Below are 12652 nucleotides of genomic sequence, written 5' to 3'. Positions count from 1 at the left end.
ATGGAGATCTGGGTCGACGCCGATGCCTGCCCGGCCGTCATCAAGGACATCCTGTTCCGCGTGGCCGACCGCGTACAGCTGAACGTCACGCTCGTGGCCAACCAGTTGATCCGCGTGCCCGGCTCGCGCTTCATCCGCGCGCTGCAGGTGCCTGCCGGCGCGGACGCGGCCGACGCCGAAATCGTGGCGCGCGTGCAGCCCGGCGATATCGTGGTTACGGGCGACATTCCCCTCGCCGCCCTCGTGCTGGACAAGGGCGGCCTGCCATTGAATCCGCGCGGCGAGTGGTACACGAAGGACACCATCGCGCAGCAGCTCACGATGCGCGCGTTCATGGACGAATTGCGCAGCAGCGGCGTCGACACGGGCGGACCAGCCGCGTTCAGCCAGGCGGACCGGCAGCGGTTCGCGAATGCGCTCGACCGCGAACTGGCGAAGCGCGCGCACAAACCATGACCGGTCCCGTGTGCGCCGCCGCCCAATGCAGCGCCATTGCGGGGGACATCGCCGCCAGCGTGCGCCGGCACCTGGATTTCATCGACGCCGTGTAGCGCCACGGCGTCGACGTCCCCGTCTTCCCCGAGCTGTCGCTGACGGGCTACGAGCCGGCGCTCTGTGCCGGCCTCGCGCAGGCGGCGGAAACGGATTGCGTCGCGCCGCTGCGTGCGTGGGCGAGGCAGACCGGGATGAGCGTGATCGCCGGATTGCCGCTGCGCGCCGAGGCTAATGACAAACCGCTCATCGCGGCCTTCATCCTGCATCCGGACGGCAGCCTGACCGTACAGACAAAACAGCACCTGCACACGGTCGAGTCCGAGTATTTCGGCGCGGGTACAGGCGGACCTCTGCTCGATGCCTGCAGCATGCCGCTGGCGCTGGCGTCCAACGCGGACTTCGGCCAGCCCGCGCATGCGGCGGCGGCGGCTGCGGGCGCGCGCCTCTACGCCGCAAGCGCGCTGGTCGGGGAATCCGACTATCCGGTCGACAGTGCGCTGTTGCAGTGCTACGCAACGCCCCGTCCATGCCCGTGCTGCTGGTGAACCACGGCGGGCCGACCGGCGGCGGGACGTCGGCCGGCCGCAGTGCATTCTGGGACGAGCGCCGGCGCCTGGTTGCGGCGACGTCGGGACCAGGCGATGAACTGCTCGTCGTTTCGCTCCGCAGAAACGAATGGAATGTCTCGTCGATCGCCGTCGAGGTGAGCGGCTGACCGCGTTGCACTACTATCTGCCACTCGTCGCAGCCGTGCCTATCTCGGGCATTGGCACGTGATCAATGGACCTTTTGGCGCTGAAGGACTCGCTCGCCTTCGCGCAATGTTCCACCTCGCTACGGACCGTGGCAGAACTGCTACGTTGCCCCAAATGCGCTTCATACCGGCCACGATGGCCGCCACCTCCACATCGTCGCCAAGCGACTGTGCAGTCACTTGCCGAACAACTGCGGATTGCTCTTCCTGGACGGCGGGATGCCACCGATCGGCGCAAAGTGGCCTCCCAGGTGCAGAGCACGAGTTTGCGGTCCAGGTCACTGGGTCGCCATGATGACCTTCAACGGCACGGCGCACAGCGAAATCACCGGCGATTAAGCGGTCGTGCCGACAAACGAAAAAATATTTTTAGATTGTTACATTCGGATAGTAAGTAAGACAAAAATCGCCGATAGCATGTGCGCGATGCGATGTGATCGATATCATTTGAAGACGATTTTTCATGTCAATTAACGAACCAGTTAAGCGAAACGGCAATTTCCGCCATATGCACAAATACCCGAGATGAGTTTGAATATCGACCTTGGGGTCTTCCCTTCGAAACGGTACGAACTGCGAATGCAACGGTGGTGTGGTCGAACAGGCGACTCCCGTTCAATGGAGGAGCCGCGGCCCTGCTAGACGAATGCGCTTGGCATATTCCGTTGCGAGGTGATATCCGATCGTCCGCCAATATTAGCATGACGTTTTACGCGGGGTGCTATGGGGGCGATGGCATTCATCACAACGGCGGTGGTGTACGTTGCGGTTGGCACCATCCATGGATCGTAAAAGGCATTGGAATAAACCTACTGTCGGGCTATTCGGATGAAGACGCCGCTTCATATCGAAATACGGACGTGCCAGCTTGAGCGAGATGTGTGTCGAAGCAATCTGGGGAGAAGTACTTCATTATGCCTTACCCTTCGGCGCGGTACGCATGACTGCGGTTATTCACACCGGAGACCTGGTTGCGAACGGTAATCGATCATCGGCAGGAATGGGTGTGCGCGAGTTCGTTTGGCGGCCGGCCCATTTCATGAGAGCTCCCGGGTTTCATGTCCGGCCTGAAAATCGGTCGCTAATTCCTTCTGACACCAGCCGCGTAAAGGAGGCGATTGCGAGACTTCCCGACAAGCTGCCGCTACCTGCGTCGACGACTGCATATGCGTTCGCAAAACTGAGACCGGTCGAACGCCTAACACTTGGCCTAAAGGAAATGATTCGTAGATTTGCAGAGCAAATGGCAGCCGCGAAAGCGAAACGGTTGTCGCACGGGACACTGTCCACTTCGAATGTCAGTCTGGACGGGCGTTGGAATGATTTGGACTCCGTCAGCGCATTACCGGGCTTTGGCTTTCGACGCAATATGACACCATTCTGGACAGATCAAGTCAGTCTGCAGAAATCGATCGAAATGCTGTGTTTCTACGTGCAAAAGTACTTTCCTCGCAGAGATTTGGGGCCGTTGTCCAACGCTGCCTGGCTATCGAAGGTCTACGAAAAGTCCTACGAGGATGCCTTGACTCGGCGCTTTGTAGGATTATGCGGCTACCCGCACAACGTCAGCAATAGAATATGGCGCCCCCCCCCCACAGGCCAGCAGTCAATGCGGGATCTCGCTGATGTGTTGGTCGCACTTGCTAAAAGCGGCTATTTGCCACGGCGTCCGTTCGAAGATGAGATGCAAAACAACAGGGTCCGCGGCGACTATCAACTTACCACAGACCGAAGGCGGGTAATCGATTATGCATTTGATCCATTTGTTCGCCGTGTAACCGCGAGTTTGCACGAGCGCTGACCCAAGGAGCCATACGAAAATGTTTCGAAACAACATTCTGACCGCACTGAGCCTCACGCTGTGTTCCTACTCATTTGCAATATCTGCCCAGGCGCAAGCCGGCGATGTCGAAACAGAAGGGAAAAATTTCCGGATAAGTATTGAGACGGCGTTTAAAACCGAGAAAACATTCCAACGCTTTCAGGACGTTACCGAGGTTTGCCGGAATTCCCATCTGGAAGGCAAAACAGTGAATGAGGTCAACCGTTTGCTTCACGCTGCCGGTCAGAAATCCGATCTGGTGCAGGCAAGCGGATCAACTGCACAACCGGACGAACTCGTCGGCGGCTTTGGCTTGGTCTCGGGCCTCACTTATGGTTCCGCGCTTACGATCGTATTACGGGCGCCGTTTCCCGCTAAAAACGGCACCAGAACCGTCGCCGACGTTCGGCGATGCCTTATCGTCTCAACAACCTTATAAGGAGGATGTATGGCAGGTAAGATCGAGGTGGTATTCAGTCCAGTTGGGCCAAGCAGTAACGAAAGCGGGGGGCACGCTCTTCTATCACATGACATTGACATACACCGACAGCAATGGGGCGAGCCAGTACATATCTGCAGGGCCAACGACTTCAAATGCTTCTTTGCAAATGTCGACGGTGGAGCAGCTTAAACAAATGAACCTGGCTGCGGGACAGACGCTCACGAATACGCCATCAGTGTGGTGAACGTTGAAAGTAGGAGGAAGCGGCACATTCACGCCGGGTGACCAAAACAGCGGCATCGATGTCGTGCCCAGAATCGACCCGAACACCGGGCAGATGAATTCCGATGCCGGAGCGCCGTTTCAAAAGGTAACGGTGACCAATAATGCTACCCAGTCGCAGTGGAACAGCATCGTGGCCGCCTATACGGGTATTGCTGGGCTCCATCTTACGTACTCGCCATACACGTCGAACTCGAATAGCGTGGCATGTACGGCACTTGCAGCGGCAGGTTTGACGGTACCTTCGACGCACTATTGGTCAAGACACCTGCGTGCGGCGTCAAATTGCCGACGTCGAGCGCGCAGCTTCAGAATTACCTGAACAGTTTGCAACCGGCGTCCAACCCCTGGTACCAGCTGCCCTCCACTTCGGGCTCTGACGGTGCGACTGTCTCCACGATCGATTATCTGAACTCAAGCTATTACGACTTCCGCACGACCGAAAAAACGGGAAGAGTGGAGGTTCGAGAAGTCAAGAATGCGATGGAGCACCAAGCGTCGGTGTTCGACAATGTTTCGATCACCGGCAATAATATGAAACTCGATTTGATGTTGGACAATCTGCAAACGGATGTTTTCGGCGATTCCAATACAATCGAGTCGACTCTGAAAGGGTTCGATATTAACTCGTTTGGCGACAGCAATCTGGCCCACCTCGATTACAGCCATGTGGATTTTTATGGCACCTGGAATAGTTGTGACGGAATCGGCTCGACCGGCGCCAACTGGTGGGATCCCAATGAGGGTTACGGAATTGCAGGGGGCGCGTCGACTAGCGACTCCCTGACGAGGCGAGGTTCTGCCAAGCTTATCGAGGCGATGGCGACATTCAAAGACTCGAACACGGATGCTGTTGTCAAGGAAAAAAAGACACCGCCAACGTGGGCGATCATTACGACCCCGGCATAAAGGCGCGTTGAATCGCATCGGCGACAGTGTTGGCTGATCCGAAGCCGGGCAAGATCTTCGACCGGTATCCAGCACTCTTCCTATGCCGCAGCCGCGATGGCGCCGGCTGCGGCATCGACTTCAACCAAATGCCGCTTCACCTCGGTGCCATGAACGAAGACAAGTAGGGGCCCGGATGGCGAGGGAGATCGCGGCGCCGGTCAAGTTCAGATAGGCCGGGCCGTGTTCGGTCAGAGGAAACCGAACAGCTTCTTGCCCGCGTTCGGCCGGCGCGCATCGATCATGTCGTCGATGTGCTTCTTGTCGAAGCGCTCCAGCAGTTTCTCGGCGCCGGCACGCAGCTTCAGCGCCAGTTCCTCCTTGTAGAGCGGGACGACCGCGAAGAACGCGATCTCCTTGCCGGCGTCGATACGCAGCCGGTGGAAGCCGTCCGGCACGCTGATCGACGGCAGCAGGATGCAGCCGTCGAACCGGACGTCCGCCGCGTACGGCTCCGCCGGGTCGCCGTTCGGCACCGTGTGGCCCCAGCCCAGCCACGTGTCGTACTTGTGCGGCAGCCGGGCTAGCGTCTTGAGCAGCCGGACGGGCCAGTACCAGCGCTCGTCCTCGAACGATTCCTTGTCCAGCTTCCAGTCCGGCGGGAGCGTGATCATCAGCTCGGCGTGGCGCGGGACGTCGGCGTCCGGCGGCGTCGCCATCGGCAGGTCGCTCATGCCGGACGTGACCAGCCGGATGAACGGGTAGGCCTCCGTCGGCTTCACGATATGGACGTCGATGTGCACCGTGTCGGACACCAGTTCATGGAACACGCAATCGACGGGCCCGAGGTGGCGGTCGATGTGGTCCGAGATCTGCTGCAGGCAGATCTCGCCCTGCGGCGGCGTCCACGGCGTGCTTTCCGTGTGGTGGTAGATCGGATCGCCGTGCAAGGACACGACGTTGCTGGCTCGGTATGCGCTCATCGCGGCCCCCTCGAATGCTGACCCGACGAGTCTAGCAGCGCGGACGCCGCGAAAATGCGCGCATTTCCACTTACGCGGCCGCTTCCGGTTGCCGCAGCGTGTCCACCGCCCGCGCCACCGACGACGCATGCGCGCACATCGTCCCGGCCGCATCCGCGCTCTGCCCGACCAGCTCGGCCGTCTGCCGCGTCGTCAGCTCGATTTCGCGGATCGAATCGCGCACCTGCTCGATGCCGTCGCGCTGTTCCTGGCTCGCACCCGAGATCGCAGTCATGATGCCGGCCACGCGCTGGACCGAGCCGACGATCTGGTGCATCGCCTGCCCCGCTTCGTCCACCAGCCGGCCGCCCGCGTCCACGCGCACGACCGAGTCGCCGATCAGTTGCCGGACTTCCTTGGCCGCCTGCGCGCTGCGCTGGGCGAGGCTCCTCACTTCGCCCGCCACGACGGCGAAACCGCGCCCCTGCTCGCCCGCGCGCGCCGCCTCGACGGCGGCGTTCAGCGCGAGGATGTTGGTCTGGAAGGCGATGCCGTCGATGACGTTGACGATGTCCTGCACTTCGCGCGAGCTGGAGCGGATAGCTTCCATCGTCTGCACGACGTCCGCGACGACGTCGCCGCCCTTCACCGCCAGCGCGGAGGCCGACGCCACCAGCTCGTCGGCCAGCGCCGCGTGGTCGACGTTGCGCTTGACGGTGGCCGTCAGGTGGTCGACCGCGGCCGCGGCATGTTCCAGCCGCGCGGCCTGCGCCGCGGCGCGCGCGGACAGGTCGGCGCTGCCCGTCGCCACCGCGCTGGACGTCTGCGTGATCAGGTCCATGTCGCGCGCCACCTGGTCCGCGCTGCTGCGCATCGCCCGCAAGGTGGCGTGCAGGGTGCCGGCACTCGCCGCGACGGCCGTCGTCTCGCGCTGCAGGCGGACGGCGAGGTACGACAGCACGGCCGCCTCGACGACGACGTACGCGGCGTGCAGCAGCACGATGCCGATGCCCGGATGCGTGAAGCACAGCGTCGGATAGCCCCATTCCTGCAGATAGTTGAACATGAGGTGGTGGACGGCGGCCGTGCCCGCGGCGGCGATGATGACGCGCCAGTCCTGGTAGCAGACGAGGAAGGCGAGCAGGACGAAGATTCCGAAATGCAGCTCCGTCATGCCGTGCGCCTGGTGGATGTTCAGCGCGCAGAACAGCATCAGCGCGACCGCGACGGAGAGCCGCGCGGCGAGGCTGCCCGGCGCGGCCGCGATCAGCGCGCTCGGCACGAGGGCGAGCGGCAGGCCGGCGGCGACCGCCAGCAGCAGCGAGTCGTACACGAGCCCCAGTGCCAGCGACGTGGCGGCAAGCGCCCACAGGACGGCGAGGAACAGTTTGTCGGCGTTGTTGGCGTGGTCGGCCCTGGCGCCGGATGAGGTCGGATGCATTTTGTGACTTTCCTAGTTATTTATCCGTAACACATTGATTTTGCTGGTCTATTGACGCCGCAACGTTCAATGATATTTGGAAATTTTTATTGGATTCTTGCAGATTGTCACAACGCCATGACTGGCCCCCAAACGGTGTGCCGCTTTCCCTCATCAAGACGCGGAAAAACAACAAGACCCGCCGCCGGACCGGGTTTAGCCTTCCAGGCATGAAAAAAATCTCGATCATCGACTCGCACACCGGCGGCGAACCCACCCGGCTCATCGTCGATGGCGGCCCGGACCTGGGCAACGGCCCGCTGTCGGAGCGGCTCGCGCGGATGCGCGCCGACTACGACCACATCCGCACGGGCACCGTGTGCGAACCGCGCGGTTCGGACGTCCTGGTGGGCGCGCTGCTGTGCGAACCGCATGCGCCCGACTGCGCGGCGGGCGTCATCTTTTTCAATAACGTCGGGTACCTGGGCATGTGCGGACATGGCACGATCGGCCTCGTCGTGTCGCTGGCCTACCTCGGCCGCATCACGGCCGGACGCCACCGCATCGATACGCCCGTCGGCGTCGTGACGGCCGAGCTGCACGCGGACGGTTCCGTGAGCATCGACAACGTGCCGTCGTACCGGACGCGCAAGGACGTCCACGTCGATGTCGCGGGCCATGGCACCGTGCGCGGCGACGTCGCGTGGGGCGGCAACTGGTTCTTCCTCATCAAGCACCATGCGCTCCACATCGCCCCGGCCAACATCCCGGCGCTGAAGGCGTTCGCGCAAGCCGTCATGGCAGCGCTGGCCGCGCAAGGCATCGCGGGAGACGGCGGCGCGCCGATCGACCACGTGGAACTGTTCGCCCCATCTCTCAACGCCGACAGCCGCAACTTCGTGCTGTGCCCCGGCAAGGCGTACGACCGCTCGCCCTGCGGCACGGGCACCAGCGCGAAACTGGCTTGCCTGGCGGCGGATGGCGATCTGGAACAGGGCGCCGTGTGGCGCCAGGAGAGCATCATCGGCAGCGTGTTCGAAGGCAGCTACCGCCGCGCGGGCGATACCGTCGCGCCGACCATCCGCGGCACGGCCTGGGTCAGCGCCGAGTCGACGCTGCTGTTCGACGAAGGCGACCCATTCGCATGGGGCATTCCCGTCTAGTCCTGCTTCATCTGCCGCCCGTACTCGGTCGGGCTCATGCCCACGTACGACTTGAACTGGCGGCTGAACGCGCTGTGGTCCGTGTAGCCGCATTCGTACGCGATCTCCGCGATCTTCGCGCCCGGATCCTGTTCGATCAGGGTGCGCGCGGCCGCCAGCCGGCATTGCACGAGCAGCTGCCGCGGCGAATGCTGGAACACTTTCTGGAACAGCCGTTCCACGCGCGACAGCGACAGCCCCGCTTCCTCCGCCAGCGCCTTCAGCGAGATATTCTCCCGATAGTTGTCGCTGATGTGCTGCGCGATCCGCGCGATCTGCCGGTACGCCGGGTGCAGGTCGTCCAGCAAACCGAGGTCCTGCGACGTGCCGATCAGGCCGACGACGTCGCCATCCTTGCCGAACAGCGGTATCTTCTTCGTGATGCACCACCCGCGGCTGCGGCCGGGGTAGATGTGCAGTTCGAGCTGCTTGTCGATCGCCGTGCCGCTGGCGATGACTTGCCGGTCCTGCGCGAGATACGTCTCGGCCAGCGCGCGCGGGAACAGTTCCAGCGCCGTCTTGCCGAGCACATCCTTCTTGTGCCGAACTCCGCAGCGCCGCACCATGGTGCGGTTGATGCTCACATAACGGCCGTCCCGGTCCTTGACGAAGAATGCGACGTCGCCGAGCGCGTCGAAGATCGCTTCCACGGCCTGCATGCCGATGGTGTCGATGGCCCGGATGGTAGTGTCGTCGATCATGTTGTCCTCCCGGACGCCAATATAGGCGGGTTGCGCCGGCATGGCAAACGGCGGCCGGGCGCTGTGCCGATTTCGGCTTCCCCGGCGAGCGCTTCACGCAAGACCCCGCCGCCAAACAGGCCTAGCATGAGACCTTTCAAGCAAAGGAGACTAACCCCATGTGGAAAGGTGTTCTTCCCGCCGTCACCACCAAGTTCGACGAGGACGGTTCGCTCGACCATGACGAAATGCTGCGTTGCTTCCGCATCCAGATGGACGCCGGCGTGGATGGCCTCATCGCCTGCGGTTCGCTGGGCGAGGGGCCGATGCTGTCGCACGACGAACGCATCGACGTCCTGAAACTCTGCAAGGAAGCGGCCGGCACGAAGCCCGCGCTGCTGACGGTCGCGGAAGCGTCCACGCGGGATGCGTGCGCGCTGGCGCAGAAGGCGGCCAGGGCGGGCGCGGACGGCCTGATGGTCGTCCCTAGCACGATCTACCACACGGACCCACGCGAGACGGTGGCGACCTTGCGCGCCATCGCGCAGGCGGGCGACCTGCCGATCATGATCTATTCGAACCGCCTCGCCTACCGCGTCGACGTGACCGTCGAGATCATGGAAGAACTGGCGGACGATCCCCGCTTCGTCGCCGTCAAGGAATCGTCGGACGACATCCGCCGCAGCACCGACATCATCAACCGTTTCGGCGACCGCTTCGACCTGCTGACCGGTGTCGACAACCTCGCGTTCGAAGCGCTGACGGTGGGCGCCCAGGGCTGGGTCGCCGGCGTGGGCCTCGCGTTCCCGGCAGAGACCGTGGCGATCTGGCGCGTGGTCCAGGCCAAGCGCTACGACGAGGCGCTGCGCATCTACCGCTGGTTCCGCCCCCTGCTGGACCTGGACGTGTCGACTTACCTCGTCCAGAACATCAAGCTCGCGGAAGCGATCGCGATCGGTTCGAACGAGCGCGTGCGCGCGCCGCGCCTGCCGCTGGCCGGCGAGCGCCGCGCGAAGGTGGAGCAGACGATCCGCGCCGCCATCGCCAACCGCCCCGCCCTGCCCGCGCTGGCGTGAAGCATCCGGACGTGATCGTCGTCGGCGCCGGCATCGTCGGCGCGGCCTGCGCGGCGGAGCTGCAGGCGCTCGGGCGCGACGTGCTGCTCGTCGATGCGAACCACCCAGGCAACGGCGTGACGGCGGCCGGCATGGGCCACCTCGTCGCGCTCGACGAGACGGACGATGAACTCGACCTGTGCCTGCTGTCGCTGGCGCGCTGGGACGAATACCTGTCCACCAGCGCCGGCCTCGCGGAACACGTCCGCTGCGGCACCTTGTGGGTCGCCGAGGACGATGCGCAGCTGGCCCAGGCGCGCGTCCGCGCCGGGCGCCTGGCGCGGCGCGGCTGGGATGCGGCCGAACTGTCCGGCGTCCAGCTCGCGCGCGCGGAACCCGCGTTGCGCGCGGGCCTTGCGGGCGGCGTGCGCGTCGCGCGCGACGGCGTCGTGTACCCGCCGGCCGTCGCGCGCAACCTGGCCGGGACGCTCGTCGCGCTGGGCGGGCGGACGCGCTTCGGCACGGCCGTCGCACGCGTCGACGACGACAGCGTCACGCTGGCCGACGGCGAACGCATCGCCGCGGGCGACGTCGTCGTCGCGACGGGGACCGCCGTCACGCGGCTGCTGCCGGACATTCCGATCTTCCCGCGCAAGGGCCATCTCGCCATCACGGCGCGTTACCCCAGGCGCCTGTCGCACCAGGTCGTGAGCATGGATTATGGGCAAACTGAGGGCCAAACGGAAGCCGGCAGCGACGCCCTCGCCGTCGCGGCGAATGTCCAGCCGCGCATCACGGGCCAATGGCTGATCGGATCCTGCCGCCAGGACGGGATCGCGCATGCGGACGTCGATCCGCGCGTGCTGGCGCACGTGCTGCGTTCGGCCATCGCGCTGCTGCCCTGTCTCGCGGACATGAAGATCATCCGCAGCTGGACCGGCATGCGGCCCGCGACGTACGACGGGCGGCCCGTCATCGGACGCCATCCGGTCTTGCCGCGCGTGTGGCTCGCCGCAGGCCACGAAGGTCTCGGTGTGACGACCGCGTTCGGCACCGCGCAACTACTGGCGGACCTGATGCTGAGCCGGCCCGCCTCCATCGCAGCCGCTCCTTATTCACCGTCGAGGTTCGCCCATGTCCCCGCCTGATTCCCTGAGCCGAGTCCTGGTCGACGGCGTCGCGGTCGCCGTCCCGTGCGGCGTTACCGTCGTCGCGGCGCTCGTCGCCGCCCGGTCGCTGCGCACGCGGCGTTCGGTCACGGGACAGCCCCGGTTCGCGTTCTGCGGCATCGGCCAGTGCCAGGAATGCCGCGTGACCGTCGACGGCTGCGCCAACCAGCTGGCGTGCAGGACGATCTGCGCGGACGGCATGACCATCGACACGGGAGGCGACTGGTGAAGACCGTATTGCACATCGTCGGCAGCGGTCCGGCGGGACTGTCCGCGGCACGGACCGCCCTGGACGCCGGCGCAAGGATCTGCCTGATCGACGACAATCATGCGCCGGGCGGCCAGATCTGGCGCGGCGGCCCCGCGCGCTGGACCGACGCCCGCGCACGCAGCGCGTGGACTGCCCTGCGCGGCCACCCGGATTGCACCGTGATGCAGGGAACCCAGGTCATCGGCAGCGTGGACGCCGGCACGCTGCTCGTGGAGACGGGCGGACGCGGCGCCGCCGTCCCGTTCGAGCGCCTCGTGCTGTGTTCGGGCAGCCGCGAACTGTCGCTGCCGTTCCCCGGCTGGACGCTGCCGGGCGTCACGAGCGCGGGCGGGCTGCAGGCGCTGATCAAGGGCGGCATGCCGGTGTGCGGACGCCGCGTCGTGGTCGCCGGCACGGGGCCGCTGCTGCTGGCGGCGGCGTCGACGGCGCTGCGCGCGGGTGCGCACGTGGCCGCGATCGTCGAACACCAGCCGTGGTCGCGCCTGTCGGCCTTCGGGCTCGGACTGCTGCCGCGGCACGGGAAAAAGTTCCTGCAGGCGGCGTCGCTGTTCGCCGAACTGCGGGGCATCCCGTACGTGACGGGCGCCACGCTCGTCGCGGCGCACGGAGAAGACACGGTGCGCTCGGTGGTCGTCCGGGCCGGCGGCAAAGAAGTCGAGTATGCCTGCGATTTCCTCGCGGCGGGTTTCGGCCTCGTCCCGAACACGGACCTCGCGCGCGCACTCCGGTGCGACGTCGTCGACGGCGCGATCCGCGTCGACGATGCGCAGCGGACGAGCCGCACGGACGTCTGGGCCGCGGGCGAATGCACGGGCATCGGCGGCGTCGACAAGGCCGTCGCCGAGGGCCGCATCGCGGCGCTGGCCGCGCTGGGCCTGCCCCCGTCCGGGCGCGACCTGCCGCTGCGGCGCGCATCGCACGCGTTCGCGGCGCTGCTGGCGCGCACGTTCGCGCCGGACGAGTCGCTGCGGGCGATGTGCGGCCCGGAGACGATCGTGTGCCGCTGCGAGGACGTGACCCAGGCCCGCCTGCTGCCGCACCGCGACTGGCGCGAAGCGAAACTGGCGACCCGCGTCGGCATGGGGCCATGCCAGGGCAAGACCTGCGGCGCGGCGTGCGCCTTCCTGTTCGGGTGGTCCCACGAGGATGCCCGGACACCCATCATGCCCGCGACCGCGCGGGCGCTGTCGGACTTTGAATGAGGTAATGA

Annotated in this window: 14 protein-coding genes and 1 pseudogene; 12 read left to right on the top strand and 3 right to left on the bottom strand. The window is 64.9% G+C overall.

The window, feature by feature from the left end:
• From ACEN98_RS16335 to ACEN98_RS16305, 7 genes and pseudogenes are all read left to right on the top strand, one after another.
• A complete protein-coding gene (locus ACEN98_RS16335; RefSeq protein WP_413385848.1) occupies window positions 1-456 on the top strand; it encodes a YaiI/YqxD family protein in 456 nt (151 codons plus the stop codon).
• A gap of 107 nt (window positions 457-563) precedes the next feature.
• Window positions 564-1040 (top strand): annotated as a pseudogene (locus ACEN98_RS16330) (nitrilase-related carbon-nitrogen hydrolase); the annotation flags it as partial.
• The gene (locus ACEN98_RS16325; RefSeq protein ID WP_413385847.1) at window positions 1022-1210 is read left to right on the top strand and encodes a hypothetical protein; all 189 of its coding nucleotides are present in this window, start codon (window positions 1022-1024) and stop codon (window positions 1208-1210) included. The pseudogene ACEN98_RS16330 and the gene ACEN98_RS16325, both read left to right, overlap by 19 nt.
• A gap of 1282 nt (window positions 1211-2492) precedes the next feature.
• On the top strand, window positions 2493-3050 hold the full coding sequence (locus ACEN98_RS16320) for a hypothetical protein (RefSeq protein ID WP_413385846.1): 558 nt from the start codon (window positions 2493-2495) through the stop codon (window positions 3048-3050).
• A gap of 19 nt (window positions 3051-3069) precedes the next feature.
• Window positions 3070-3510: a hypothetical protein gene (locus ACEN98_RS16315; RefSeq protein WP_413385845.1), complete on the top strand. Its 441-nt coding sequence runs from the start codon at window positions 3070-3072 to the stop codon at window positions 3508-3510.
• Between the two features lie 492 nt (window positions 3511-4002).
• Complete coding sequence (locus tag ACEN98_RS16310) at window positions 4003-4704, top strand: hypothetical protein (RefSeq protein WP_413385844.1); 702 nt, start codon at window positions 4003-4005, stop codon at window positions 4702-4704.
• A 29-nt stretch (window positions 4705-4733) separates the two neighbouring features.
• On the top strand, window positions 4734-4871 hold the full coding sequence (locus ACEN98_RS16305; RefSeq protein WP_413385843.1) for a hypothetical protein: 138 nt from the start codon (window positions 4734-4736) through the stop codon (window positions 4869-4871).
• 63 nt (window positions 4872-4934) lie between these two features.
• Here ACEN98_RS16305 and ACEN98_RS16300 read toward each other — a convergent pair whose 3' ends face one another.
• Together ACEN98_RS16300 and ACEN98_RS16295 are read right to left on the bottom strand one after the other, a co-directional pair.
• Entirely contained in the window at window positions 4935-5666 is a 732-nt protein-coding gene (locus ACEN98_RS16300) for a suppressor of fused domain protein (RefSeq protein WP_413385842.1), read from the bottom strand.
• Between the two features lie 70 nt (window positions 5667-5736).
• Window positions 5737-7086 carry a methyl-accepting chemotaxis protein gene (locus ACEN98_RS16295; protein WP_413385841.1) on the bottom strand — a complete coding sequence of 450 codons (1350 nt, stop codon included), beginning with the start codon at window positions 7084-7086 and terminating at the stop codon, window positions 5737-5739.
• A gap of 209 nt (window positions 7087-7295) precedes the next feature.
• On the opposite strand from ACEN98_RS16295, the gene ACEN98_RS16290 reads away from it, so the two are divergent.
• A complete protein-coding gene (locus ACEN98_RS16290) occupies window positions 7296-8228 on the top strand; it encodes a 4-hydroxyproline epimerase (RefSeq protein ID WP_413385840.1) in 933 nt (310 codons plus the stop codon).
• Here the strand turns inward: ACEN98_RS16290 and ACEN98_RS16285 are convergent.
• Window positions 8225-8968 (bottom strand): helix-turn-helix domain-containing protein, encoded by a 744-nt coding sequence (locus tag ACEN98_RS16285; RefSeq protein WP_413385839.1) that lies wholly within the window; start codon window positions 8966-8968, stop codon window positions 8225-8227. The two genes, ACEN98_RS16290 and ACEN98_RS16285, sit on opposite strands and share 4 nt — an antisense overlap.
• A 158-nt stretch (window positions 8969-9126) precedes the next feature.
• Here ACEN98_RS16285 and ACEN98_RS16280 point away from each other — a divergent pair, with 158 nt between their 5' ends.
• From ACEN98_RS16280 to ACEN98_RS16265, 4 genes are read left to right on the top strand one after another with little or no spacing between them, the layout of a single operon-like run.
• Window positions 9127-10023 (top strand): dihydrodipicolinate synthase family protein, encoded by an 897-nt coding sequence (locus ACEN98_RS16280; RefSeq protein ID WP_413385838.1) that lies wholly within the window; start codon window positions 9127-9129, stop codon window positions 10021-10023.
• Complete coding sequence (locus tag ACEN98_RS16275) at window positions 10020-11150, top strand: NAD(P)/FAD-dependent oxidoreductase (protein WP_413385837.1); 1131 nt, start codon at window positions 10020-10022, stop codon at window positions 11148-11150. Before ACEN98_RS16280 ends, ACEN98_RS16275 begins: the two co-directional genes overlap by 4 nt.
• Window positions 11137-11400, top strand: a complete 264-nt coding sequence (locus tag ACEN98_RS16270; protein WP_413385836.1) for a 2Fe-2S iron-sulfur cluster-binding protein — start codon at window positions 11137-11139, stop codon at window positions 11398-11400. The genes ACEN98_RS16275 and ACEN98_RS16270 overlap by 14 nt, the downstream gene beginning before the upstream one ends.
• Window positions 11397-12644: an FAD-dependent oxidoreductase gene (locus ACEN98_RS16265; RefSeq protein WP_413385835.1), complete on the top strand. Its 1248-nt coding sequence runs from the start codon at window positions 11397-11399 to the stop codon at window positions 12642-12644. Before ACEN98_RS16270 ends, ACEN98_RS16265 begins: the two co-directional genes overlap by 4 nt.
• Window positions 12645-12652 lie beyond the last annotated feature (8 nt).

It is taken from the genome of Massilia sp. CT11-137, assembly GCF_047302885.1.
GTDB classification, from domain to species: Bacteria; Pseudomonadota; Gammaproteobacteria; order Burkholderiales; family Burkholderiaceae_D; genus Telluria; species Telluria orientalis.
Note: the sequence above shows the minus strand (reverse complement) of the source record. Positions and strands in the feature narration are given on the sequence as shown.

Coding starts and splice junctions, on each gene's coding strand:
- ACEN98_RS16320 (WP_413385846.1), top strand. CDS start 2,493: ATGGCAGCCGCGAAAGCGAAACGGTTGTCGCACGGGACACTGTCCACT.
- ACEN98_RS16280 (WP_413385838.1), top strand. CDS start 9,127: ATGTGGAAAGGTGTTCTTCCCGCCGTCACCACCAAGTTCGACGAGGAC.
- ACEN98_RS16325 (WP_413385847.1), top strand. CDS start 1,022: ATGCCCGTGCTGCTGGTGAACCACGGCGGGCCGACCGGCGGCGGGACG.
- ACEN98_RS16335 (WP_413385848.1), top strand. CDS start 1: ATGGAGATCTGGGTCGACGCCGATGCCTGCCCGGCCGTCATCAAGGAC.
- ACEN98_RS16300 (WP_413385842.1), bottom strand. CDS start 5,666: ATGAGCGCATACCGAGCCAGCAACGTCGTGTCCTTGCACGGCGATCCG.
- ACEN98_RS16315 (WP_413385845.1), top strand. CDS start 3,070: ATGTTTCGAAACAACATTCTGACCGCACTGAGCCTCACGCTGTGTTCC.
- ACEN98_RS16270 (WP_413385836.1), top strand. CDS start 11,137: ATGTCCCCGCCTGATTCCCTGAGCCGAGTCCTGGTCGACGGCGTCGCG.
- ACEN98_RS16285 (WP_413385839.1), bottom strand. CDS start 8,968: ATGATCGACGACACTACCATCCGGGCCATCGACACCATCGGCATGCAG.
- ACEN98_RS16310 (WP_413385844.1), top strand. CDS start 4,003: ATGTACGGCACTTGCAGCGGCAGGTTTGACGGTACCTTCGACGCACTA.
- ACEN98_RS16290 (WP_413385840.1), top strand. CDS start 7,296: ATGAAAAAAATCTCGATCATCGACTCGCACACCGGCGGCGAACCCACC.
- ACEN98_RS16295 (WP_413385841.1), bottom strand. CDS start 7,086: ATGCATCCGACCTCATCCGGCGCCAGGGCCGACCACGCCAACAACGCC.